General features: G+C 36.5%; 18 protein-coding genes. 12 read left to right on the top strand and 6 right to left on the bottom strand.

Translation table 11 applies throughout. The features are described 5' to 3' along the window. Positions 1-20: 20 nt before the first annotated feature. Together D7Z94_RS24615 and D7Z94_RS24610 are read right to left on the bottom strand one after the other, a co-directional pair. Positions 21-899, bottom strand: coding sequence for a DUF6268 family outer membrane beta-barrel protein (locus tag D7Z94_RS24615; protein ID WP_120714308.1), 879 nt, complete (start codon positions 897-899; stop codon positions 21-23). Positions 900-983: 84 nt separating this feature from the next. Beyond that, a complete protein-coding gene (locus tag D7Z94_RS24610; RefSeq protein WP_120714307.1) occupies positions 984-1,637 on the bottom strand; it encodes an NAD(P)H-hydrate epimerase in 654 nt (217 codons plus the stop codon). A gap of 504 nt (positions 1,638-2,141) precedes the next feature. Here D7Z94_RS24610 and D7Z94_RS24605 point away from each other — a divergent pair. Further along, positions 2,142-2,882: a tyrosine-protein phosphatase gene (locus D7Z94_RS24605; RefSeq protein ID WP_120714306.1), complete on the top strand. Its 741-nt coding sequence runs from the start codon at positions 2,142-2,144 to the stop codon at positions 2,880-2,882. Here the strand turns inward: D7Z94_RS24605 and D7Z94_RS24600 are convergent. From D7Z94_RS24600 to D7Z94_RS24585, 4 genes are read right to left on the bottom strand one after another with little or no spacing between them, the layout of a single operon-like run. After that, positions 2,879-5,263, bottom strand: a complete 2,385-nt coding sequence (locus D7Z94_RS24600; RefSeq protein WP_120714305.1) for a GumC family protein — start codon at positions 5,261-5,263, stop codon at positions 2,879-2,881. The two genes, D7Z94_RS24605 and D7Z94_RS24600, sit on opposite strands and share 4 nt — an antisense overlap. 26 nt (positions 5,264-5,289) lie before the next feature. Further along, on the bottom strand, positions 5,290-6,066 hold the full coding sequence (locus D7Z94_RS24595; RefSeq protein ID WP_120714304.1) for a polysaccharide biosynthesis/export family protein: 777 nt from the start codon (positions 6,064-6,066) through the stop codon (positions 5,290-5,292). A 47-nt stretch (positions 6,067-6,113) separates the two neighbouring features. Beyond that, positions 6,114-8,057, bottom strand: coding sequence for a polysaccharide biosynthesis protein (locus tag D7Z94_RS24590; protein WP_120714303.1), 1,944 nt, complete (start codon positions 8,055-8,057; stop codon positions 6,114-6,116). Beyond that, positions 8,054-9,181 (bottom strand): DegT/DnrJ/EryC1/StrS family aminotransferase, encoded by a 1,128-nt coding sequence (locus tag D7Z94_RS24585; protein WP_120714302.1) that lies wholly within the window; start codon positions 9,179-9,181, stop codon positions 8,054-8,056. The genes D7Z94_RS24590 and D7Z94_RS24585 overlap by 4 nt, the downstream gene beginning before the upstream one ends. Positions 9,182-9,445: 264 nt before the next feature. Between D7Z94_RS24585 and D7Z94_RS24580 the strand changes: the two genes are divergently transcribed. From D7Z94_RS24580 to D7Z94_RS24530, 11 genes are all read left to right on the top strand, one after another. Then, on the top strand, positions 9,446-10,843 hold the full coding sequence (locus tag D7Z94_RS24580) for a nucleotide sugar dehydrogenase (RefSeq protein WP_120714301.1): 1,398 nt from the start codon (positions 9,446-9,448) through the stop codon (positions 10,841-10,843). Continuing rightward, positions 10,840-11,865 carry an NAD-dependent epimerase gene (locus D7Z94_RS24575; RefSeq protein WP_120714300.1) on the top strand — a complete coding sequence of 342 codons (1,026 nt, stop codon included), beginning with the start codon at positions 10,840-10,842 and terminating at the stop codon, positions 11,863-11,865. Before D7Z94_RS24580 ends, D7Z94_RS24575 begins: the two co-directional genes overlap by 4 nt. Before the next feature lie 237 nt (positions 11,866-12,102). Beyond that, entirely contained in the window at positions 12,103-13,122 is a 1,020-nt protein-coding gene (locus tag D7Z94_RS24570) for an SDR family oxidoreductase (protein ID WP_120714299.1), read from the top strand. Between the two features lies 1 nt (position 13,123). Further along, complete coding sequence (locus D7Z94_RS24565) at positions 13,124-14,401, top strand: nucleotide sugar dehydrogenase (RefSeq protein WP_120714298.1); 1,278 nt, start codon at positions 13,124-13,126, stop codon at positions 14,399-14,401. Positions 14,402-14,948: 547 nt separating this feature from the next. Then, positions 14,949-16,760 (top strand): right-handed parallel beta-helix repeat-containing protein, encoded by a 1,812-nt coding sequence (locus D7Z94_RS24560; protein WP_120714297.1) that lies wholly within the window; start codon positions 14,949-14,951, stop codon positions 16,758-16,760. Positions 16,761-17,450: 690 nt separating this feature from the next. After that, on the top strand, positions 17,451-18,563 hold the full coding sequence (gmd, locus tag D7Z94_RS24555) for a GDP-mannose 4,6-dehydratase (RefSeq protein ID WP_120714296.1): 1,113 nt from the start codon (positions 17,451-17,453) through the stop codon (positions 18,561-18,563). Positions 18,564-18,570: 7 nt separating this feature from the next. Further along, positions 18,571-19,668: a GDP-L-fucose synthase family protein gene (locus D7Z94_RS24550; RefSeq protein ID WP_120714295.1), complete on the top strand. Its 1,098-nt coding sequence runs from the start codon at positions 18,571-18,573 to the stop codon at positions 19,666-19,668. Positions 19,669-19,722: 54 nt separating this feature from the next. Continuing rightward, on the top strand, positions 19,723-21,279 hold the full coding sequence (locus D7Z94_RS24545; RefSeq protein WP_120714294.1) for an MATE family efflux transporter: 1,557 nt from the start codon (positions 19,723-19,725) through the stop codon (positions 21,277-21,279). Between the two features lie 479 nt (positions 21,280-21,758). Further along, positions 21,759-22,925, top strand: coding sequence for a glycosyltransferase (locus D7Z94_RS24540; protein ID WP_120714293.1), 1,167 nt, complete (start codon positions 21,759-21,761; stop codon positions 22,923-22,925). Between the two features lie 93 nt (positions 22,926-23,018). Continuing rightward, on the top strand, positions 23,019-24,218 hold the full coding sequence (locus D7Z94_RS24535; protein ID WP_120714292.1) for an O-antigen ligase family protein: 1,200 nt from the start codon (positions 23,019-23,021) through the stop codon (positions 24,216-24,218). A gap of 75 nt (positions 24,219-24,293) precedes the next feature. Beyond that, positions 24,294-25,409: a glycosyltransferase family 4 protein gene (locus D7Z94_RS24530; protein WP_120714291.1), complete on the top strand. Its 1,116-nt coding sequence runs from the start codon at positions 24,294-24,296 to the stop codon at positions 25,407-25,409.

Below are 25,409 nucleotides of genomic sequence, written 5' to 3'. Positions count from 1 at the left end.
AAAAAGAAATCGATTGGTCATTAAATCTTAAAGCGTAGTCCTGTCCTTAGATAAGCAGTACTATTTTTGTCTATGCCGATTACCCTTCTGTTTTTAGCATCCAGCAGTTCCGCATTGCTAAAAAACACATTGGCCAGAGTACAAAAGAGCTCTAAATTCCGACCGAATTTAAACTCGTATCGCATGCCGGCTACCACCAGGGATAGGTTGACTTTTTCGGCACTTTCAGTCCCATTGACCAAAAGAGCTTCTTGTATGTTTGCCGTAAAGCCATCCAACTCGGCCGTCAGTTTCAACCTTGATTTCCTTGAAATGTGAAATTGAAGGTTAGTTCTTGGTATGCCAAGGTTATAGGACCATTTCGGATGAAATTTTCGATAATAACTAACAAAGGGAATAGGATAGGGAAATCCTCGGTTTTCCGAATATGAAATACCTAAAATGAGTCGAGATGGTTTTTTGGTTCCCGTGTTCTTTGTCCGGTCCTTTATGAAAACCAAATCAGCAGAATAAACAACATCTTCCAAAGAAATATTCTTTACCAGATTTGAGCTGAATCCTGGTGTAAACCTAGCTCCCACCCTCCAATCCTGATTCAACTTAAAAGTATAACCTAAATTAATATCTAGTAACTGGAAATTTTGTATGACCTCTGTATCAAAAGCATCGATACTTGGGTCAAAAGACAAATCAATATTGCTATAGTCCAAACCAAACAACAGGTAATTCCCCTCTTTTATTTTTATTGGGTAACTAAATAATGCCCGAATTCTACTATAGTCTACATTAGTGGTTCCTTTAGGAAGGAGAGTATACTCTATTCTAGCCAAATCGGAAAGCTGACCATAAGAAAACACGCCGTATAAAAGCAAAAGAAATAACGGGAATTTATCCTTCATGAAATCGGTTTAGCTTCCCGTCAACGAAATAGTGGTTGGTTGTTTTTGCTATACTATCTTTTTTCACTCAAAAGGTGTTTAAATTTAAATTTTTAGAATCGGTTGTTTAGAAAACTCTGGCATTGTTATTTTGAATTTTTTATAGATGTCTTCCGGAATTCCAATATCCGCAACAAAAATATCGGTTTCAGGTGAAAGTACCTTTAAAATTTTTTTAGGAGCGGCCAAGGTCAATACTTCGTCGGCCATGAACATTGGATGGGGGCCATCGCTTAAAATTCCTAAAGGAATATCCAAGGAAATCCTATGGGCACCGGATGCATTTGCCATATTAATTTTTTCTACGAATATCTGAGATAAAGGCGATCGCTGGGAAAAACCAAGATAAGCATCTATCCAAATATCTTTTTGAGTAGGCAAACCTTCTTTTACCCCAAATGACAATGCCCGTTTCAATTGTGCCTTGGGTAGTTCCTTGGTAATGGATACGGCTACATCAAGATAAACGTTATATCCCCAGGCAGCCAATCTTCTGGCAGCAACCAGGCCTCCACCTCCATTGTTTCCGTTCCCAATTCCAATTATAATCTTATCATTTTTTAAAGCCTTTTTTGTAGTAAGGCGCGCCAATTGCAATCCTGCATTTTCCATCATAAGTTCAATGGGTAGATTGTACTTATTCACCGCTAAGTAATCCATCTCCTTAAATGATTTTAGGGACAAGGCTTCAGTTTTCATAAAGCTTTTTATACAGTTTATTTGGTACCATAAGGGTCAAGTTTACCGAAATAAAATCAATCTTAGAATTCATATCCTCCGAAAGCTATGATTTTGAATTCATTACGATAACTTAATTTGTAATTAATTTAAGCATACATCCAATTGTATAAAGTATGAATATGCCATTTACTATTTCGAAATGTAATCATAACATTTAACACTGACCAAATTAGTTTCGTTGGGTGATGGTACTTTTATCGAAATAAGTAGTCTAAAAGCTACATCTTAACTTTTTAAAAGAAGTGAGGTTAATAGAGTTTTTAGCGTAACTTTGGTGAATACTTATTGTATCAACTAGGTCACGAAATGAAAATCATTCGCTCGGGTTTTCCAAAACAAAGGATTTCATTTTAATATCCAGAATTCCCGTACCCTAATTTTTGATATTATATAAAGTTTCGTTAAGAAATTATTAAAAGTGTGTCCAACTAGTAGAAGTACAATTTTCCCAAACCCAATGCCATGTTCACTTTTTTTGCAAAAAAGAATTTTCTTGTCGACCATCTAGAAGGTTTTGTTGATATTCACAACCATATTTTACCTGGAATTGACGATGGTGCGAAAACTACTGAAGAATCGATTGAACTGATAAAGGAATTCTCCAATTTAGGAATGAAACATTTCATCGCGACTCCACATATCATGCAGGATTACTATCCTAATAATTCAGAGACCATTTCTAAATCACTAACCAAGTTAGAGGAGGAATTACTAGAACAAGGTATTGATGACATTTTAATAGAAGCCGCGGCCGAGCACATGATCGATTCGAATTTTGAGGCGTTGCTTGAGAAAAAAGAGGTAATACCCCTAAAACGCGAGTATTTATTGATAGAAATGTCGTATTTACAGCCTTCCATTAATTTTGAAACTGCCATTGATCGCGTTAAGTCTAGCGGTTTTTTTCCAATTCTGGCACATCCCGAACGTTATGTTTTTCTTTTTTCCCAGAACAAGCGATACGCGGATTATAAAAAAGAAGGAGTACTCTTTCAGTTAAATTTGCTTTCGTTAGGTGATTTTTACGGCCTGGAAGTAAAAAAAACTGCCCTGAAAATTTTAGGTAATGGACAGGTAGATTTCTTAGGTTCGGATGTGCATCATATGAATCATATCAAGGCTTTGAAAGAAATTAAGATTACCAAAAAAACCTTGGAAATGGTTTTACCCGTAATGGAAAGAACGATTCAATATTTTTTTTAGAATTTCCACCATTTTTTAACGCTTTTTCCATAGCCGTAACCATATTTCCCCCCATAGCCCAAATTGGAATCTTTAACCCCGTTTACAATAAAGGACAGTCCTTTTAACTTTCCCTCTTCCTCCATTTTTAATGGGAATTCAATCACCCTGAGCTCGGTCATTCCAGCTCTGGTTACGTATAATGTTTGATCGGCGTTTGTACTAATTAAAAGGGTATCCGAAACAACCATAACCGGTGCTGTATCTACGATTATATAATCGTAGTTGCCTTTGGCATACGCAAATAAATCCTTTATTCTTTCACTCATCAATAATTCCGCAGGATTGGGTGGAATCCTACCTGAATAGACAACATCTACAGACTGTTCATGAGCCAACATGGGAGAAATAATATCTTTGGGCTCCAATTTCTCGTTAACCAGAAAATCGGTTAATCCAAGATTTTTAGTATTCCGAACAGACCGACCTAGTTTGTCAACATTTTTGCCGGAATAAAACTGATAAATCTTAGGGTTACGAATATCCGCGCCAATAAGCAATACTCTCTTATTTGAATTGGCATAAATCATTGCCAAATTGGACGCTACCAATGTTTTTCCCTCTCCGGGCACACTAGAAGTTACAAATATGGTATTGCCTTTGGTATCTAAACCGCTACTTTTTTTTGATTTTAATACATAGTCCAAATTGGTCCTCAAAATTCGTAGAGATTCTGCCAACACCGTTCGTTCGTTGGTTTTGACCAGAGTGTTTTCCTTTTTTAAAATTTTAGGCAATTCCGCCAAAACGGGAATCTTACCTGTCAACTTTTCCAAACTTACTTTGTTGTGAACCTTGTTATCCAGTAAATCCTTGCTATAAATAACAGAAAATGGAACCAGAAACCCAAGAATAAGTGAGGCCATTAACACTACCGGCGTCTTCGGGGAAACCGGCTCTTCACTTACTGCATAGGCATTGTCAATAATTTTGGATTTAGGAGACGCTGATGCAAATGTAATTTGAGACTCTTCTCGTTTTTGTAATAAATAAAGATAAAGGGATTCTGTTGTTTCTTGCTGTCGCGTAATGTCTCTTAAGGCGCGTTCATTTTTTGGCGCCGAATATATTCTTGAATTTATTCTTGATAATTGACCACTCAAGCTATTGACCTGGAGACCAAGATTATTGGTCATACTATTGAGACTGGATCGCATACTACGCTTGAGGCCATCAAGCTGCTGATCCAAATTTACAATAATGGGATTTTTTTCGTTAGAGCTTTCCAAAAGTCGTTTTCGCTCAAGGGCCAATTCATTATATCTTGCAGTAGTCGCAGCAATAGAGGCATCTGCCAGACCGACATTGGCCGGAAGTAGTTCATATCCCTGCTCGTTCTCAACAATATCCTTCATTGAAGAGGCAATATCCAATTGCACGGAAGCATTTTGCAATTCCTGATGATTAGCGGCACCAATGTTTACGTTCACATTTGTTTGAGTAGTAATATCAGCAATTCCCCTGCCAGACTTAAAATCCTCGGCGCTTTGGTCAACTGTGGATAAATCTCCATAAATATCAGCAATCCGATCATTAATGAAACTGGAAGTCCTATCTGCAATTGCCTTTTTATCATCAACTGCATTTTGATTATAATTTTCTACTAGGGTATTGATAATATCCCTACCCCTAGCCTTAATGGCCTCATTCAGGGATATAGAAATAATGTTTGAATTCTCATCTGCCACAGAAATCATTATATCCTTTTGATAAATTTCTGCGACCTCGGCTAAAGGGGCCATTGCCACTTTATATTTTTTCCCTTTGTAAGATTTCAAATTCAGAACATTTGGGGTAATAATAATATCGCCCACAGGCGATGAAAATCTTTTACCAAAAGAAAACACTTTTACCGGACTGTCAGCTTCTAGGGCATATTCAAAAGTAGTATCTGAAGCCAACGTAATTTGAAATTCTTCTTTGGAGCCATGTACTACGGAATCCGCGGCCAGAAAATTAATTTTAAAGGGAGGGTCAACGTAAACATCAGAGTCACGTACATTTCCAAGGGCAATGATTTTTTTATTCAACCCCAATTCTTTGACCATTCGAATCATATTGGAACGTGAGCCCAAAACTTCGATTTCATCCAGTATTTGTCCACCTTTTCCGGTAAACATTTGCAAGTCTTGAAAGACATCTATTTCGGAAGATGTAGACTCGTCATCCAAAATTTGGATTTTGGCTCTTATCGCATACTTGGGAGTAGCATACCTTAAGTATAGAAACGCCAAAAAAATTGCCGCAATTGCACAAATTACAAACCATTTCCAATTTCTTAAATAGGGACTAAAAAGCAATTTAAAGTCTATACCCCCTTTTGAGAATTCCGTTGAACCCATATTTTCAGAGATGTCTTGGTTTTATTCTAATTTCTAGTAAGGAAAATTGCAGTTGCGGTTATCAAAACAGATATAATGGAAACATACAAGTTGGCGCGAGCATCTAGAGAGGTCTCCTTTATACCAGAACTATTTAGTTCTACATAAACCACATCGTTTTGCGTTAAATAATATACCGGGGACTTTATCATGTCCTTGGAAGTAAGATCCACCCGTGTATAAACCTTGGTGCCGTTAAAGTCTCTTATGACCAAAACATTGTCTCTTCTCCCTCGAATGGTTAGATCACCTGCAAAACCAAGAGCTTCCAAAATAGTGACTTGCTCACCATTCACGGGATATGTTCCGGGCACATTAACCGCCCCTAAAACAGTAACGGTAAAGTTACGTAGCCTAATATTTATAATTGGGTCCTTTAAGTATTCAGATAGTCGATCACGTAAAAGTACTCTCAATTCATCTGGAGAGAGACCTTCTATTTTAAGTTTCCCGATTACGGGAAAATCTATTTCACCTGCCTGATCAACCAAATAATCCACTTGTTCAGCACGAAAACCGCCTTCAGCTTCACCCCTAAAAAGGTTAAAGGGGGCACTTGCTTCGGGGTTTAGGGAAGATACATGTATGGAAACCAAATCATCTACCTTGAATTTTGTAACAAAGCTGGTATTATTAACCAAAGTTTCAAAATCGCCTGTATCTTGAAAATACACAACATCCTTCCTGGAAGCACACGAACACACTAAGAATACAAGTGAAATAAAAAATAAGGACTTTGGAAAACTAATTACTGTCTTTAACATGTTGAATTATTGGTTTTGAAGATTCAAATTTAAGATTTTCCTGAACATTACCTCGATTGTACAACCTTTAAAACCGTTTTATCCCCAGTTTTCGAAATCTCATTATCATCCAATTCGCAAAGCTTAGAGTTCTTAGAGATATATTCAGGAACAATACTTTTCATAAGTTTAACCGTATTTTTACTGAAGAACATATTGGTAATGCAAAGCTCATCGATTTTTGACCTTAAATCTACATAATCCAATTCCCGAACTTTGCTTATTTTGATTTTCTTGTGATAGGTAGGTAGTGTATTCTCACCATTGGCCAATAATTCCTCATATAGCTTTTCACCAGGCCTCAATCCCGTTACTTTTATATCAATATCCTCAGGATAACTCAATCCTGATAATTTGATCATATTCTTCGCTAAATCGTAAATTTTCACGGATTCGCCCATATCAAAAATAAAGATTTCACCACCTTTACCCATAGCCCCCGCTTCCAAAACGAGCTGTGAGGCTTCGGGAATAGTCATAAAGTATCGCGTAATCTCTTTATGAGTAAGGGTTATCGGACCTCCATTTTCAATTTGCTTTCTGAACAAAGGGATTACTGAACCATTAGAACCCAAAACATTTCCAAAGCGTGTGGTAATAAATTTGGTCTTACCTTCTTGTTGCATACAACTGGAATAAATCTCAGCAATTCGCTTACTTGCTCCCATAACATTGGTTGGGTTTACCGCTTTGTCAGTAGATATTAAAACAAATTTTTCTACTTTGTGATTTATGGCAAGGTCAGCAATGGTTTTTGTGCCCGCTATGTTTATTTTTATAGCTTCATAGGAATTATATTCCATCAAAGGCACATGTTTATAGGCCGCAGCATGAAAAACCATGTCAGGCTGGTGTTCTTGAAAAATACTATTCATCCTATTTTTATCCCTTACATCTCCTACTAAGGGAATAAAATTATGATACCCTTTTTGTATCAATTCCTGTTGTAAATCATAAAGTGCGGATTCCGCCTGATCAATTATTACCAGAGACCTACAATTGTAGTTACATATTTGTCTCACTATTTCGCTACCTATGGACCCCGCTCCACCAGTAACAAATATCACTTTACCCTCAACTTCTTCCCTTATCTTGGAGTTTGTGATATCAATTGGTGCCCTATTCAATAAATCTTCAATCTGGACCTTTTTTATTTGAGAAGCTTTCAATTCTCCATTGATCCAATCTTCTACCGGGGGAACTATCTTGACCAGCACGGAAAAATCCACCAATCCTTCTACTAATTTTTTTAATCTCTTATGGTCAATATTTTGAATACAAAAAATAACTTCAGAGACTCCTTTCTTTCGAATAAAATCTTCCGTAAGCGATTGAGGACTATATACATGGACTCCATTAATTAACTTACCAATCTTTTTCTTATCCCTATCTACGTAACCAATGACCTTTACATTGCTTTTAGAGTGATTGGTAATGGCACCATGGGTGAGAATTCCCGATTCACCTGCACCATATATTAAAATGTTCTTTGTAGAGTTGAAGCTGCTTTGACTAATTAAGTTCTGATACATAGTTTTAAAGATGTATCTAGAAGAAACCAATGCTATAAAACTAATCAAGCTATTTATGATAATGATGGATAACGGAATAGTAAAGTTTTCCGCAAATTGTAATTGCCTATTTGCCAGGACCAAAAAAATAGACAAAATACTAGCCAAGCAAATTGCATTGAAAATGTTGTAAACATCGCGTACTCCGGTATGCCTAACTACTCCTTTATAGGAGCCGACGGTCAAAAACGAAAATAACGCAATTAGGGATACCCAAGGTAACTGTAAAAACAATTGGTCAACATCAAAATCAAAGGTGAGATTAAATCGAATCAAATAAGATAGTACAAAGGAAATAGCGACAATGGCTATGTCAATCCCCAGCACCAACCATTTGGAAGCATATCTTTCAACCGTACTACTAAGGTAATTTTGTATCATTTTAGGGCTAGTTTTATTATTTCTACCGTTCGCTCCAAATCTTCAAAAGACAGATTGGAACCACTAGGAAGGCAAAGGCCTTTTTGAAAAAGATTCTCGGAAGTACCATCGGTAAAGCTAGGTTCTGCTTTGAAAACCGGTTGCAAATGCATCGGTTTCCAGAGTGGTCTGGATTCTATATTCTCATTTTCCAAGGCCAAACGAATTTTTTCACGGACATTATATGAGGGGGTAAGTACACAACTCAACCATCTGTTGGAGAACATTCCACTGGGTTCTTTGAGAAAGGATATCTCGTCCAAATCCTCTAGTGCCTCGAAATAATAATCAAAATTTCGCCTGCGTGCGTGTACCCTTTCTTCCAAAACCTGCATTTGTCCTCGACCGATTCCTGCCAACACATTACTCATACGATAGTTATGCCCTATCTCGGAATGTTGATAATGTACTGCATTATCTCTGGCTTGAGTAGCCAAGAAAATCGCTTTATCCCTAAACTTCTTATTTTTAGATATAAGGGCACCTCCTCCTGAAGTCGTTATTATCTTATTACCATTAAAAGACAAAATGGATATATCACCAAATGTTCCGCAACGGCTATTGCCGTACTTACTTCCCAAAGCCTCTGCACTATCTTCCAAAACTGGAATCTGGTACTTTTTAGCCAAGGATTCTATTTCATCAACTTTATACGGCATTCCGTATAAATGCACCGCCACTATGGCCTTAGGTTTTGTACCTTTTTGTATTCTTTCCACAATTGCCTCTTCCAAAAGTTCCGGGCTTATATTCCATGTATCCTTCTCGCTGTCAACAAATATCGGTTTGGCACCCAAATAAGTAATTGGATTGGCAGATGCCGAAAATGTAAAGCTCTGACATAAAACTTCGTCACCCTTTCCAACACCTAATAGTTTAAGACCAAGATGAATTGCTGCGGTTCCGGAACTCAAGGCGGCAGCATGCACTCCCTCCTGGAGGTAAGATTCCAAGTCTTTCTCAAAACCAGAAACGTTTGGACCTAGAGGGGCTATCCAATTGGTTCTGAAGGCCTCATCGACATAGTATTGCTCTCCACTTCCGATATGCGGAGAAGAAAGCCAAATTTTAGTTAATGTTTCCACAGAATAGATATAGGTTAAAGTTCACTAATAATTGCAAGATCAAAAGTAACTATAGTTTCATTTATTCAATTAAAAATGGGGTTTAATTCGTTTAAAAATTGAAAAACATCGGCTAAACGACTTTTTTATGATCAAAGGCCAAGTAGTTTAGAACTTAATCCGTAGACTTTTTCATCGCACCCATAAAAAATACTATTCATCGATAATATATTATTGAATATAGAGTTATTTACTAATCTTTGCACTCAAAAGTTATAAACATCCATGAAAAAAATTACTGAAATTTGCTGTATAGGAGCGGGATACGTTGGGGGGCCGACAATGTCCGTCATTGCTCATAAATGCCCTGAGATTAACGTAACCGTGGTGGACATTAATCAAGAACGAATTGATCAATGGAACCAAGCTAATTTGGACGACCTACCTATATACGAACCTGGCCTAAAGGAAATAGTTGCTCAAAGTAGGGGTAAAAATCTCTTCTTTTCTACAGAGATTGACAAAGCTATAGACAAGGCCCAAATGATATTTATTTCAGTAAATACTCCTACAAAAACCTATGGCAAAGGGAAAGGACAAGCTGCCGATTTGAAATATATAGAGCTCTGCGCCAGAAATATTGCTCGGGTAGCCAAAGATGACAAAATCGTTGTTGAAAAATCAACCTTACCCGTTCGAACAGCCCAAGCAATTAAAAATATACTTCAAAATACCGGCAATGAAGTAAACTTTGAAATTCTTTCCAATCCAGAATTTCTAGCAGAAGGTACTGCGATCAATGATTTGCTGAATGCAGACCGGGTCCTTATAGGAGGAGATGAAACCTCTTCCGGTCAAATAGCCAAAGACGCTTTAAGCGCCATTTACGAGCATTGGTTGCCAAAAGATAGAATTCTGCAGACCAATGTCTGGTCCTCTGAGTTATCCAAGCTCGTGGCCAATGCGTTCCTTGCGCAACGTGTGTCTTCTATTAATTCGGTATCCGCCTTATGCGAAACTACTGATGCGAACGTTCAAGAGGTGGCCAGAGCCATAGGTTTTGATAGCAGGATTGGGCCTAAGTTTTTGCAGTCTTCAGTAGGATTTGGCGGCTCATGTTTTCAAAAAGATATCCTTAACCTTGTTTATATAGCCCGGAGCTATGGACTAAACGAGGTGGCGGATTATTGGAATCAAGTCATTTTGATAAATGATTATCAAAAAAGGCGCTTTGCCGATAATATTGTAACGACCTTATATAATACTGTTTCTGGAAAAAAAATCTTATTTTATGGCTGGGCCTTTAAAAAGGACACCAACGATACCCGGGAGTCCGCAGCCATATATGTAGCAGATGCCTTATTGGAAGAAAAGGCCGAGATTTTTGTGTACGACCCCAAGGTTTCCGAGAAGCAGATCTACAGTGACCTCGACTATCTGAACACGCGTGAACCTTCAGAAAATAGACGTTTGTTAAAAGTAATTAAAGATCCTATTGAAGCTAGTAAAGATGCACATGCCATTGCTATCCTGACGGAGTGGGATGAGTTTAAGGACTATGATTGGGAAAAGATTTTCGATGCTATGTTAAAACCCGCCTTTGTTTTTGATGGAAGAAGATTGTTAGATTCCAAAAAAATGAAGGAGATAGGCTTCAAATACTATAAAATAGGGCAATCATGAAAGTCTTGGTAACCGGTGCCGCGGGCTTCATCGGTTATTCCGTATCCAAAAAGCTCTTGGAAATGGGCCACGAGGTTATAGGGCTGGATAACATTAATGATTACTACGATGTTCACCTGAAGTATGATAGATTGCTTCAATTGGGAATTGACGCGAATAAGGTAGACCAAAGGGTCCAACTATTAGAAAGTGAGAACTATCCCTTATTTTCATTTATTCGCTTGGAACTGGAAAATCGAAAACTACTGCCACGTCTTTTTGAATCTGAAAAATTTGATGTGGTTTGCAACTTGGCTGCCCAGGCGGGAGTGAGGTATAGTCTTGAAAACCCCGAGGCTTATGTGGATAGTAATATTGTAGGGTTCCTTAATATTCTAGAAAATTGCAGGAACCATCACGTAGAACATCTGGTTTACGCCAGTAGTTCAAGTGTTTATGGTACTAGTGACCGTGTCCCCTTCAAAACTACAGACTTTGTTGACAATCCGATAAGTCTTTATGCAGCCACAAAGAAAAGTAATGAATTGATGGCCCACACTTACAGTCATTTATTTGGATTTTCAACTACAGGACTTCGTTTTTTCACAGTTTATGGGCCTTGGGGCAGACCAGATATGGCGTTATTTCTTTTTACTGATGCCATAATGAAGGGCAAGCCCATAAAAGTTTTCAACCAAGGAAAAATGGAGCGGGATTTCACTTATATAGATGATATAGTGGAAGGGGTAGTACGAATCATAGAATCGCCCATCGGAAGTCGAAATCAAACCAACGAGCTTTATAAAGTTTATAACATAGGAAATAGCCAGTCTGTTAAATTGATGGATTTCATCCAAGCTCTTGAGCAAAGTTTGGGAAAAACGGCCCTAAAGGAAATGTTGCCCATGCAACCTGGGGACGTACCTAAAACATGGGCCAATGTAGATGATCTGGTCAAGGATTATGGCTATAGACCCAATACCTCTATACAAAAAGGGATAGCACACTTTGTGAACTGGTACAGACAGTATTACAAGATTTGAAAAGGGGCATTTTTTGATTTTTGCCATCTTAACCCTATTTCATTTCGCATCCATTTCGTTTTAAAAATTCATATTTTCTTTAATCAAGAAATTCGCCGGCACATGTGAGATGTGCACATAATACGCTTTGCTTTTATGTCGATCGTACGGTCAATATTGTTCTTTGTAATGACCTTTTGCTTTACTTTACGGTAATTTAAAATTAGCTTTCCAAAATGAACTCAAATATTTACCCGAATGAAAGTGGACACTTCAAATCTTGAATCTAAACTTAGTATACTAGTGACCGGGGGTGCCGGCTTTATAGGATCCAATCTTTGTGAAGTCCTCATCAAAAATGGTAATCGGGTAAGATGTCTAGACAATTTTGCCACTGGTCTGCGAAAAAATATTGAATATTTACTACCCCATCCCAATTTTCAATTTTTAGAAGGCGATATCCGCGATTTGAAAAAATGTCATGAAGCATGTAAAGGAATGGACTATGTTCTGCACCAGGCCGCACTTGGATCGGTCCCACGATCAATTCATGATCCAATAACGACCAACGAAGTGAATGTATCCGGGTTTTTAAATATGCTAGTGGCAGCAAGGGACAATAAAATCAAACGTTTTATCTATGCGGCAAGTTCGTCCACTTACGGTGATTCGGAATCCCTACCGAAAAGGGAAGAGCTGATTGGCAAGCCGCTATCTCCATACGCTATTACCAAATATGTAAATGAACTCTATGCGGATGTTTTTGGGAAAACCTACGGACTGGAGACTATTGGTCTTCGCTATTTCAATGTCTTTGGGCGCAAACAAAATCCCAATGGAGCCTACGCTGCGGTCATACCGAAATTTGTAATACAACTGATGCGATATGAATCTCCTGTCATCAATGGTGATGGAAGTTATTCTAGGGATTTTACCTATATTGATAACGTGATAGAAGCTAATCTGAGAAGTATGGTCATCAATAATCCTGCGGCTATCGGTACAGTTTATAACGTGGCCTATGGTAAGCGCACGGACTTAAATGAATTGCTAAGGCTTTTGAAAGATTATTTAAGTGAATTTGATTCAAGGATTTGCACCATAAACGCTCAATATGGTCCGGGCAGACAAGGCGATGTTCCCCATTCCTTAGCTTCTATAGAGAAAGCAAAAAGGCTTTTGGGGTATAACCCCAAATATGACATTAAAGATGGGCTAAGAGAAGCCGTAGCCTGGTATTGGGAAAACTTGAAACCAAGCAAAGACGACACCAATTAAAATGAAAAAAGAAATCGCAATAGTAGGATTAGGATATGTTGGACTTCCATTAGCCCAACTATTTGCCACTAAGTACGCTGTAGTTGGCTTTGATATTGATAGAGAAAGGATTTTGGAACTAAGGTCTGGCCATGATAGTACATTTGAAGTAAACGATGATGGGCTTCAGTCGGTTCTGAAAAGTACACTGGACAATCAAAAAGGACTTTATTGCACCAATAGCATCAATGACTTGTCAAATTGTAAAATCTATATAGTTACTGTTCCAACTCCAATTGACGAAACAAATAGACCGGTACTGACTGCGTTACTTAAGGCTAGTAAAACCATAGGAGAAATACTAAAAAAAGGTGATATTATCGTTTATGAATCTACGGTATACCCAGGTGTTACCGAAGAGGAATGTGTACCTGTAATCCAAAAAGCCAGCGGGCTTAAATTTAATATGGATTTTTTTGTTGGATATTCCCCAGAGCGTATTAATCCTGGAGACAAAAAGCATACTGTAGAGAAGATAGTAAAAGTTACCTCTGGATCCACCCCAAAAGTGGCCCAAGAAATTGATGAACTCTATGCCTCCATAATTACGGCCGGTACTCATAGGGCACCAAGTATTAAGGTAGCTGAAGCGGCCAAGGTTATTGAGAATGCACAACGGGATATTAATATTGCCTTTGTAAATGAACTGGCCAAGATTTTTAACCTTATGCAAATTGACACCCATGACGTCCTCGAAGCCGCTAGCACAAAATGGAATTTCCTACCTTTTAAACCAGGTTTGGTTGGCGGGCACTGCATTGGAGTAGACCCTTATTATTTGGCGCAAAAAGCGCAAGAGTACGGCTATCACCCCGAAATAATCCTAGCCGGACGTAGAATGAATGATACTATGGGCAAATATATAGCAACGGAAGTGGTAAAGCTTATGGTCCAAAATGATATTAAAGTAAAGGGCTCAAAAATATTGGTTTTGGGCATTACCTTCAAAGAAAACTGTCCAGATGTACGAAATAGCAAGGCTGTTGACGTTGTTCGAAACCTGGAAAGCTACGGAGCGCATGTATTAATTTGTGATCCCTGGGCTTCACCGGCGGAGGTAAGACAAGAATATGGACTGGAAATGTATAAAGAGCTGGCGAACGAAAAATTTGATTCCATTGTTTTAACCGTAGCCCATAAAGAATTTTTGGGTATGGGCTTAAGGAGCTTATTAAACGAAAATGGAGTAATATATGATGTAAAAGGGATTTTGGAAGAACCCGTGGATGCAAGGTTATAGTTTTTAAGTTCAAAGTATCAAAATAATTACCCCTGCAAGATCAACCCAATATTTCACTTGAACCAATACTAAAAACACTCCATTGAAAACGAAAACCTGAACCCAAATTCTATTAACTTAACTCATCCATTTCATCTTACTAAATACAGCACTCTTCTTGTAAATCAAGTTAGTTGTTGGAGTTTGAAAATGCTTCTAATTACTCTCTATACTCCTTCCAAAATTCTAAAAAATTAGAAAGAGTTCACAAATGCAGAAACAGTTAAGTAAGTACATAAGCTATTCTTTAACCATTAGCGTAACATCCTTGTAGTTCAAGATAATTGTTAAGAAAAAGATAATGGATTTGTGCGTATGTTAAAGAAATGCGCCGTTCATCGATTAAATGGTCGATAAACATCCAAACACAATCTTGATGCGTAAAGATAAAGATGTAAAATTTTGCAGTTCATCGAAAATATTGTGGTTTTCATCCATACAATAAAATTTTTAAATAGTTTTAAAATCCAAAATAGGTAATCATAATAATACTTAACCTACATTTATCATGAATTTAAACACTTACTCCCCACTTAAGGTGTTTGCACTTATTATTTGTTTAATTTTAGGAGTTTCCTGTTCCAAGGATTCCGATTTACTTTCTGATTATGTTTTGGCAGATGCCAGTGAAGGATTAGAATTGCGACGATTTGTTGTAGATGATTTTTATTCCTATTCATCCAGTAATAGCATAACTTTGGATGTTCTGGAAAACGATCAATTTGATGAAGACGATTCTGTAGAGATTATTGAGACTTCTGATCCAGAAAATGGTGAGGTTGCCGTGAATGAGGATAACACTATTACCTATACACCTGATGAGACCAATGAAACAACGGACTCTACCGAAGATACGAATGTCCCTGAAGCCGATAATAATATCTCCGACACATTTACATATACCACGGAAGTAGTTGAAGAGGACGGTACGGTGACCACCGAAACTGGAAATGTTACTCTTGGCAGTGGAAATCGTGCCCCTATCAGTGGAGCAAATGTATATTATGTAACCGTAAACGGTAACAGTGGAAATAATGGGAAGTCAGAGGCCTCATCTTGGAATATTGTACATGCCTTTAAATCGGCTAAAGCAGGAGATGTTATTCATATCAAGTCCGGTAATTATGGAAGTGTAAACCTGTCCGTTGGAAATTCTGGAACTTCTTCAAGTCCAATAAAGTTTATTGGATATTCCAACACTCCAGGTGACATTCTGGCTAACCAAGGCTCTACTTTTGAATATGGGGATGCCATAGATTCCTCTGCTATGCCACTAATTCAAGGAAATCGAGGGAGTGGTGAATATTTAGGAACTGGTATCAATAGTAATAAAGCTTATATCGAAATATCCAACATCCAAATCAGGTATTACGAATATGGACTCAGTTTTTCTGGAAATAATTGTGTTATTGACAACATTATTTCCGTAGATATGGGAAACTTTGACCCAAACCAAAATCCAGCACGACATGATGTGACCAAAAGCCCATACGAAGGATATGGTATAAGATCAAATGGGGATTTTTGTACAATTAAAAACTGTTACGTAGCAAACGTCGGAGCACAGGGCTATACGTTTCAAGGTGCCAGTAACGGCATTCATTCCTATAACAGGATTTATATTGATAACGACATAAATCCTTGTGACTATTATTATCTATTGCTCAAAGGCTCTAATAATAACGAAGTACGTAATATACATGTAGAGCGAGTGGGTGACCTAGCGCATCCAGGGCACGGATTGATTGCTAAATATGAAGCAAACAACAACAATTTCTACGATTGTACCATCGTAAATACTACTTTAGAGGTCTCTCGTAATGGCACAACAGATAACAATTTCTATAACTGTGACATAAATGGAAAGAACTTAGATGGCGGCATCCTTGTTCGTGATGGCGCACATCACAACAATTTTTACGACTGCGATGTGGTGGATTCTTCCGGAATTATTTTTTACAGTCTACCCACCCCAAGTGATATACAAACGGCGGATTTGAACGCTGGACGTGACAATTTTTTTAAAAGATGTACGGTCAGCGGAACCGATAAAAACGGGAGGGGGGGAATTCATTTCCTCGGTTGGTTCAAAAGTTCTATAAATACCTACGGGGCATATGATAATACCTTTGATGAGTGCTCATTTAATAATATTCCAAGCTTATTTGTGGTTGATAGACCTAACAGAGGAACAGAACTAGTTAATTGCGGCTTTACAAATATTTCTGAATTGAGGACCAATGCGTCTGGAAACAACGGTGTTTCTTTGGATTTTAGTGAAGAGGGGTCACAACTAAATAATACGGGCTTTTCTTTTTAAAGCAAACTTGATTAAATAGCTTACTCAGAAATAATGAATTACCATCTTTCAATGTATAGTCAAAAACACAAAATTAATTAGTAGGCAAAATCTATTTTGAAGATTTATGATTTTCAAATTCTACAGAGTATGTTCTTGTTAATAACAATTTGTGTAAGTTTAGTCTTCCTTGGTAAAAATGAAAACCTGCTGGCAAATTAAAAGTTTAAGGTACTACAGTATCTTTAAAGCTTGACGACCATATGTTGTTAGTTTTTTAATCCTTTACCCATGCGAAAAAACCTCTAGGTCATACAGATAGGATTAATTGATATCAAAAGACTCACATAAGGGTTCATTATTCCTCTTTCCAAGCAGGTAAGAAATAAGTATTTAGGATATCCATCTTTTTGTTACTAAATCTGTCTTAATTATACACACCTCATAATTGGCAGGGATGGTAGAAATTTCTATTGTTATTTACATCAAAAAGGTCATATTTTTTTTACTGGGAGTTCATTAATACTTGGGTAAATTTCCATTTTCAAATCAAACGATTTCTTTCAAAAATTTTCTTCCAATTGAATTGGGTATTATTTGATTTGGGTAAAAAATACTCCCATCATCGAAATAAATTACTATTTGAAGTCAAATTTGTTGGTTCTAAACTTTAAAATATGATATTTGCCGGATAAGCGTAAACTCTAAAACATGAAAAAAGCTCTAATAACTGGAATAACGGGACAAGATGGAGCCTACCTAACTGAATTTCTATTAAAAAAAGGTTACCAAGTACACGGCTTAAAACGAAGGTCCTCACTTTTTAACACCGATCGTATTGATCATCTATATGAGGACCCTCATGTAGAGAATAGGCATTTGCACCTACATTATGGAGATATGACGGACAGTACGAACCTTATTAGATTAATTAAGGATATACAGCCGGATGAAATTTATAACTTGGCAGCTATGAGCCATGTACATGTATCTTTCGAAACACCAGAATATACTGCCAATGCAGATGGTATAGGTACTCTTAGGGTATTGGACGCCGTTAGACTTTTAGGTTTAGAAAAAAAGACCCGAATCTATCAGGCCTCTACTTCTGAACTCTATGGAAAGGTTCAGGAGGTACCCCAATCGGAAACTACGCCCTTTTATCCACGTAGCCCCTACGCAGTGGCAAAAATGTACGCCTATTGGATAACCGTTAACTATCGTGAAGCATATGATATGTTTGCATGTAATGGCATTTTATTCAATCATGAATCACCTATACGTGGGGAAACTTTTGTTACACGCAAAATTACAAGAGCTGCATCAAGAATTGCCTTAGGCCTACAAGACAAGGTATACTTGGGGAATTTAGATGCCCAAAGAGATTGGGGACATGCAAAAGATTATGTACGAATGATGTGGATGATACTCCAAGCTGATGAACCTGAAGACTGGGTTATTGCCACAGGCAAAACGACCACAGTGCGTGATTTTGTTAGAATGAGCTTTAACGAGGTGGGTATTGAATTGGAGTTCAAGGGTACTGGGGCGGATGAGAAAGGTTATGTGAAATTCTGTTCCAATGCTGAATATCAAGTGCCGGTAGGAAAGGAAATTGTTTCTGTGGACCCACGATATTTTAGACCAACAGAGGTAGATCTGTTAATTGGTGACCCCAGCAAGGCCAATTCCAAATTAGGATGGAGACCAGAATACGATTTGCAAAGTCTAGTCAAGGACATGATGTTAAGCGATATTAAGCTTATGCAGAAGGAACAACATGTTAAGGATGGAGGGTATCGTATTATGAACTATTTTGAATGACTTGACCATGTATAAACATTCAAAAATTTATGTGGCAGGTCACAGAGGACTGGTAGGAAGTGCTATTTTAAAAAACCTTAAAGAAAAGGGATACGATAATCTGTTAACCCGAACCCACAAGGAATTGGACTTGGTTGACACTATTGCTGTTTCCGATTTTTTCATGCAAGAAAAACCAGATTATGTATTCTTGGCGGCTGCAAAGGTTGGAGGTATTTTGGCGAATAATACTTATAGGGCAGAATTCATTTATGATAACGTAATGATTCAAAATAATGTTATTCATCAAAGCTATTTAAATGGTGTGAAAAAATTGTTGTTCTTAGGTAGCACATGCATATATCCCAAAGATTGCCCCCAACCTATGAAAGAAGAGCACTTGCTTTCGAATACTCTGGAGTATACTAATGAGCCCTATGCATTAGCGAAAATAACCGGGATAAAGATGTGTGAGAGCTATAATTTGCAATATGGAACCAACTTTATTTCCGCGATGCCTACTAACCTTTATGGTCCCAATGATAATTTTGATTTAGAAAAGTCCCATGTATTACCTGCTTTATTGCGAAAGGTTAATTTAGGAAAAGCACTAGAAGATGACAATTGGCAGATAATTAGAGAAGATTTAAACAATTTGCCTATAAAAGGAGTAAACGGAAACCAAGACAAAGATAGTATCCTGGCTATTTTTGAAGACCTAGGAATAAAAAAGGATTCGAATGGGGTATCTATTGGCGTTTGGGGTACAGGAACACCACGGCGAGAATTCTTATGGTCAGAGGACATGGCAGATGCTTGTGTATTCTTAATGGAGAATAGAAACTTTGCGGATTTTTATCCAGATGGGGAGAAAGAAATACGCAATACTCACATTAATATCGGTACTGGAGAAGACATTTCTATTCGAGATTTAGCCAATTTGATCAAAGAAGAAGTAGGTTTTAAAGGTGATTTCTTTTTCAATACCAATAAGCCAGATGGCACCAAAAAGAAACTAACCGATATAAGTAAACTTCGTGGTTTAGGTTGGGAGTATAAAATCCATTTGAAAGAGGGTGTAAAAAGATTAAACGACTGGTACAATTCCCAATCCGGGCCGTCCTAAGTTATCAGGAATAATCGAAAATGAACGTTCAAGTTACTTCTGAAAAACATTCTAATGCAAAAATCCCATAGAATAATTTTTAATGCAAGTATTACTTATTTACGTTTTTTCATTACGATTTTCCTTTCGTTTTATACGACAAGGATAACCCTCGAAGTTCTTGGTGTTGAAGATTTCGGATTATATAGTGTTATTGGTGGAATTGTGGCGATGATCGCTTTTTTTAATACTGCTTTGGCTCAGGCCACACAACGATTTTTATCTTATTGTATTGGTTCTGGTGATTTAAATGAAATTAGAAAAGTATTCGCAAACAGCATAATTATTCATTTAGGTCTGGCCCTATTCTTACTTATCCTTTTGGAGACTGCTGGAGTTTACTACGTAAACAATATTTTAAATGTAGAAGACGACAGAATGAGAGCCGCCAATATTCTTTTGCAATTGGCCATACTGGCATCCATGTTTAATATTGTGTCAGTTCCGTACATGGCATTATTGTACGCAAAAGAGAATATGTTCTTTATTGCCCAAATGGATTTGCTTATAGCCATTCTTAGATTATTAATAGTGCTTGGGTTGCTCTATTTTGGGGATCAAATCAACATGGATATATTAGTTGCTTACGGTTTTTTCGTAATGCTTGCCTTTCTCTTTAATAGAATCATTCTACAAATCTATGTTAGAAAAAAATACCCCGAATACAAGGGTGTTGGAGTGCTTAAGGGTTTCGATAGAAGAAGACTTTTGGAACAAGCCCTGTTTGCTGGGTGGAATTTGTTATCGGTTTTAGGTTCATTTGTTAGGAACAATGGAATAGCTTTGGTATTGAATTCTTTTATGGGAACCAAAATTAATGCTTCGTATTCGATAGGAAATCAGATTTCCAATCAAGCACAGTTCTTCACAAATTCTCTTTTTCAGGCTCTTTCTCCACAAATTATTGGGAGTGAAGGGAAAAGTAACCGGGAGTCTATGATCCGTTTAGGTTTGCTGGGCACAAAATATGGGGCGTTAGTTATCTGCTTGTGTTCAATACCGGCTATTTTTTTAATGGATGATTTACTGTCCATTTGGTTAAAGGAAATACCACAGTATACAAATATCATGGCCTCAACGTTATTGGTCTGTGTTGTTTTGAATGAGTTTACCAGAGGACTGGAAACAATGGTCTATGCTATCGGAAAAATTAAAAACTATACTATTTTTTTGAGTTTAATAAAAATCTTAGCGATTCCCCTGTCAATTATTGTTTTCAAATTAAATATGGGGTCACCCATATATTTTGTTTTGATTATTTTAATTTTAATTGAAGTACTAACTTTCCTATTTAGAATTGTCTATGTTAAAAACAAAAATGTAATTAGTTTTAAGGATTACATGTCAATAGTTATACTAAAAACTTTATTTCCTGTTGGGATGTATATACTTTCTTTTTTTGTTATGTCCTTTTTAATTAGTGGGTTTATTACAAAACTAGTAGCTAGTTTGGTTAATATCATTATTTTTCTGGTAATGGTATATCATTTTTCAATGGAAGAAAAGGATAGAAATGGTTTAAAAAAATTAAAATCTGTAATATTCGAAAAAATAAAAATGAAATTTAATTAGTGTTAATTGTAAACGTAACAAAGGTAGAATCTATGAATAAGGATTTCGAATAGATCTTCAAAAGAGGAAATATTTTGCCTTTTTCCCATAGATAAATAGGAAATAGCTCTTTTGTAAAGTGCGCCTTGCCAACTAATCATTTTCAAATCCGGTAAGAAAACAGTATATCGCCATCAAACCAGCTAAAATTTGGCTATTTGCAAACTTCGATAATACTAAAGTTTACATACCATTAAACAATATAATTCGTTTACTTCATAACAACATGATCCAAATCTAGGTAGAGGTGGAATCTTTCCTGGGTTTTTAAAAACGGTTGTAGTAAAATGGCAATAGTTTTAATTTTATCACTTATTGGAAGTAGACCGTGTTAGGATATGGACCTATTTCCTGTAAAAGGATTAAGAGTAAATCATAATTAAATCTTGATAAATTTTAAGGTAAGATCCACCAAAATCTAACGGCAAAAAACATATAAAGTGACAAGACTTTTTTTTGACATATCAATAACCGGCCATCATTCTGAATATATAAGTCATTTAATAGATTATATTATAAACGAAAAGTCGGACATTCATAATGTTTTTGTAGTACATCCCCAATTTGCGGACAGGTTTAATGATATTTTTCTGAAAGCCAAAGATTATAAGCATATTGAATGGTGTCCTGTCTCGGAAAAAGAATTAAACGACGTAGGCAACCTCGGAATTTTGAGAGGTTCGATAAAACGGTTTGCCCTAATGGACCGTTATTCATCAAGGTTTGGGGCCAGTCAAGTATATCTATTATTCTTTAATTTTTTTCAGTTTGCAATGATTTTCAAAAGACCTAATTATAAGGTTAATGGGATTCTTTTCAAACAATTCAGCCGGATGCGCAAAAAGACCCTTAGGGAAAAAATACTTTACCTTAGAAAATTTTATACGACAAAATTATTTGTCAAAAATCCCACGATAGACTCAATTTTCATACTTAATGATGAAAAAACGGTGGAGTCCTTAAATACAAAGTTTAAAACGGATATTTTTAAATATCTTCAGGATCCTGTTCCTGAATTAGTTCCCAATGAAGACTTCAATATTTTTGAGCACTACGGCATTAAAAAAAATAGTGAGGTGTATCTACATATAGGTTCTCTCGGTAATCGAAAGGGCACATTCGAAGTTATTAATTCTGCTATGCTTATTCCCAAATCAGAAGAAAATATAGTCTTTTTATTAGTTGGGAAAGCAACTGACAAGAAAACAGAACTAGAGATTCATAACAATATCCAAATGATTAAGAAATCAAATAAAAATGTAACGGTAGTATGGGACAATAGGTTTGTTTCCACATCAACTATGAAAAGTCTTTTTGAACAGTGCAACGTGGTATTGCTACCCTATAAAAATCCAGAGGCATCCAGTGGAATACTGGGTCATGCAATAGCTGCACGTAAACCCGTAATAGTAACTGGAGAGGGTTTATTGAAAGAAATAGTCTTAAAGCATAATTTTGGATGGCTCCTCCCAAAAGTGACAGCAAAGGATTTAATGGAGCTGGTTTTGAAAGCGAAAAATTCTAAATTGAAGCAACCAAATTTCACTGAATTCCTTGAAAAACATACACCTTTTAAATTCTCTCAAAAATTACTTGAAAAGCAGTAATACCCTAGAAGATAATTCATATGGGAAATCTTATTCTTAATTTTTTTTGTAACCACTTCCATTGGAGATACCAATTTATCAGTCAATACTACTATGGACAAATTTATTAGTTACTGCTTAGCGCTGGTATCCTTTTTTATGTATAGTGGATTTCACGCAATTATCGCCTTAACTATAGCTTTTTTAGGCGCAGATGCATCCAGACTTGTTTCCATTCCTATTCGATTGTTGACTACAGCAGGTATGATAATAATCATTGCTTACTGGTGGTTTCATAAGAAAAGAGTTTTTAAGGGTAATATATTTTACCTCCTTTTTATATGTTTTTGGATGTTTTACTTTATAAAAGTACTTTGGCATTTTAGTAATGGCCATCCTTTAAGGCTAAGTTGGGCGGAATACATATTCTATGCTCTAAACTTTTGCATTCTTCCGTTCCTTGCTTTTTCATATATCCCTTTTGATAAATATAAAAAAACCATAATTCGTTCAATGATTTTTTCTGGATTTTTGATGGGAATTGCAACGGTATATTTATATAAAGATATTCTGGGGTCTGGTATAGGAAGGATTAGTCTTGCCAGATATTCAAATCCCGGTTTGGAAACACTAAATCCCTTGTCTCTGTCTTATGCCAGTGTGCTTACAATAATGTTATGTGTCTATGAATTGCTCTATAATCAAAGTAAGAATAAACTGTATACTGTTTATATGTATGTAACAATTTCCTTATCCTTTGTAATGTTTCTATTAGGAGCATCTCGAGGTTCTGTTTTGGCGTTGTTGATAAGTATTGCTTTTTTAGTCTACTCCTCCCCTCGTAAGATTAAAATGAAGTCTTATGCATTGATAGCATTTTCGGTGCCTTTTTTGCTATGGGGCGTAGCCAAAACAGGAAGTGAAGTTTTTTCAAGGTCCGCGGGTTCTCTAAAGTCCGGAAGTACAGGTAGGGAAAAGCTTTGGATGGATGCATGGAATGAGTTTTCTAACTTTCCCTTTGTTGGAGGAAGAATTGAAATAGGGTATTATCCTCACAACTTCATTCTTGAGGTAATGATGGCCATGGGTGTGGTGGGCCTTTTAATTTTCTTGCCCTTACTTTTTAGTGGGCTGAAAAAAACTATTTCATTACCCAAAGTTGATAAAAACTATATTTGGGTATCAATTCTACTTTTGCAGGGAGTTTGCCAGTACTTATTTTCCGCTTCCCTGTATATGTCGACTCTATTCTTTTTCCCTTTAGGGATTTTATTTCAAACAGAGCTTTCACGTTTTAATAATACTGTTAATTAGTACAATTGTTTTAGGTGATTTTACCAAGTTCACTAATGATAACATCTTTACATTATACCCTCAAAAACAAAATTCATGAGATGTCTGCATATATGTAACGACTTCATGGGAAGTAAGGTCCATGAAAATTTATACAAAAACTTAAATAAGCTGGATATTGAACAGACCATTTTTTATCCTCTCAGAAGTAACAAGATTGGTAAACTAAAAAACTACCAAAAAAGCTTTGACTGTACGATAGTAGCCTCGGAGCTCTTAAAAAAATATCACAGAATTCTTTTTCGGCAGAAAATCAAATTTCTTTACAAAAACCTTAAAACCAAATTGGATGGGGCCAATTTTGACATTGTCCATGCTACAACTTTATTCAGCGATGGGGCATTGGCACTTAGATTAAAAAAGGAATACAATACGCCTTACATCGTAGCGGTGAGATCAACGGATATCGATACTTTTTTAAAGTATAGACCAGATTTAATAACTCTTGCTGAACGAATTTTAAGGGAGTCTTCCAAGGTTATTTTCATAAGTTATGCTCTAAAAGAAAAATTTCTGAATCATCCCCTCATATTAAAAAACAAATCCAGATTGGAACCAAAGTGTCTTGTAATAAACAATGGAATCGATTCCTTTTGGATTGAAAACAGGTCGGTAATAAAAGATGTAAATCCAAACAAAATACTTTATGTAGGCACATTAATAAAAAGAAAAAATGCTGTTAAGTTAATTCGTTCCGTTCTTGATTTACAGCATTCTGGTGTCCAATGTAATTTAACTATTGTTGGTGAGAGCGGGGCCTTACAAAAAAAAGTTGAACAACTTGCAGGTTCAAATCATCCAACAATTAACTACATTGGAGCAATTCATGATAAAGCAACCCTAAAAAAAATATATAATAGTCATCATATTTTTGCGTTACCTTCAAAGGGCGAAACATTTGGTTTGGTATATCTTGAAGCCCTTTCACAAGGATTGCCTATTCTTTATCTAGAAAATGAAGGGATTGACGGTCTTTTTGATTTTAATGTGGGAGAAAGGTGCAGTTCTAGTGATATTTCAGCTATTTCTACAAATTTAGAAAAGTTGATTAAAAATTATTCAAGGTACAAAATTGATGAAATAGATTTTTCAGAATTTTCATGGGAAAATATTGCCAAGGTTTATTTAAAACTATTTAAAACCATTTTATAG

It is taken from the genome of Ulvibacterium marinum (assembly GCF_003626755.1).
Taxonomy (GTDB): Bacteria; Bacteroidota; Bacteroidia; order Flavobacteriales; family Flavobacteriaceae; genus Ulvibacterium; species Ulvibacterium marinum.
The sequence above is the reverse complement of the archived record's forward strand: the minus strand, read 5'-3'. Positions and strand labels throughout refer to the sequence as shown.

Coding starts and splice junctions, on each gene's coding strand:
- D7Z94_RS24595 (WP_120714304.1), bottom strand. CDS start 6,066: ATGTTAAAGACAGTAATTAGTTTTCCAAAGTCCTTATTTTTTATTTCA.
- D7Z94_RS24610 (WP_120714307.1), bottom strand. CDS start 1,637: ATGAAAACTGAAGCCTTGTCCCTAAAATCATTTAAGGAGATGGATTAC.
- D7Z94_RS24570 (WP_120714299.1), top strand. CDS start 12,103: ATGAAAGTGGACACTTCAAATCTTGAATCTAAACTTAGTATACTAGTG.
- D7Z94_RS24560 (WP_120714297.1), top strand. CDS start 14,949: ATGAATTTAAACACTTACTCCCCACTTAAGGTGTTTGCACTTATTATT.
- D7Z94_RS24575 (WP_120714300.1), top strand. CDS start 10,840: ATGAAAGTCTTGGTAACCGGTGCCGCGGGCTTCATCGGTTATTCCGTA.
- D7Z94_RS24605 (WP_120714306.1), top strand. CDS start 2,142: ATGTTCACTTTTTTTGCAAAAAAGAATTTTCTTGTCGACCATCTAGAA.
- D7Z94_RS24590 (WP_120714303.1), bottom strand. CDS start 8,057: ATGATACAAAATTACCTTAGTAGTACGGTTGAAAGATATGCTTCCAAA.
- D7Z94_RS24535 (WP_120714292.1), top strand. CDS start 23,019: ATGGACAAATTTATTAGTTACTGCTTAGCGCTGGTATCCTTTTTTATG.
- D7Z94_RS24615 (WP_120714308.1), bottom strand. CDS start 899: ATGAAGGATAAATTCCCGTTATTTCTTTTGCTTTTATACGGCGTGTTT.
- D7Z94_RS24565 (WP_120714298.1), top strand. CDS start 13,124: ATGAAAAAAGAAATCGCAATAGTAGGATTAGGATATGTTGGACTTCCA.
- gmd (WP_120714296.1), top strand. CDS start 17,451: ATGAAAAAAGCTCTAATAACTGGAATAACGGGACAAGATGGAGCCTAC.
- D7Z94_RS24600 (WP_120714305.1), bottom strand. CDS start 5,263: ATGGGTTCAACGGAATTCTCAAAAGGGGGTATAGACTTTAAATTGCTT.
- D7Z94_RS24550 (WP_120714295.1), top strand. CDS start 18,571: ATGTATAAACATTCAAAAATTTATGTGGCAGGTCACAGAGGACTGGTA.
- D7Z94_RS24545 (WP_120714294.1), top strand. CDS start 19,723: ATGCAAAAATCCCATAGAATAATTTTTAATGCAAGTATTACTTATTTA.
- D7Z94_RS24580 (WP_120714301.1), top strand. CDS start 9,446: ATGAAAAAAATTACTGAAATTTGCTGTATAGGAGCGGGATACGTTGGG.
- D7Z94_RS24530 (WP_120714291.1), top strand. CDS start 24,294: ATGAGATGTCTGCATATATGTAACGACTTCATGGGAAGTAAGGTCCAT.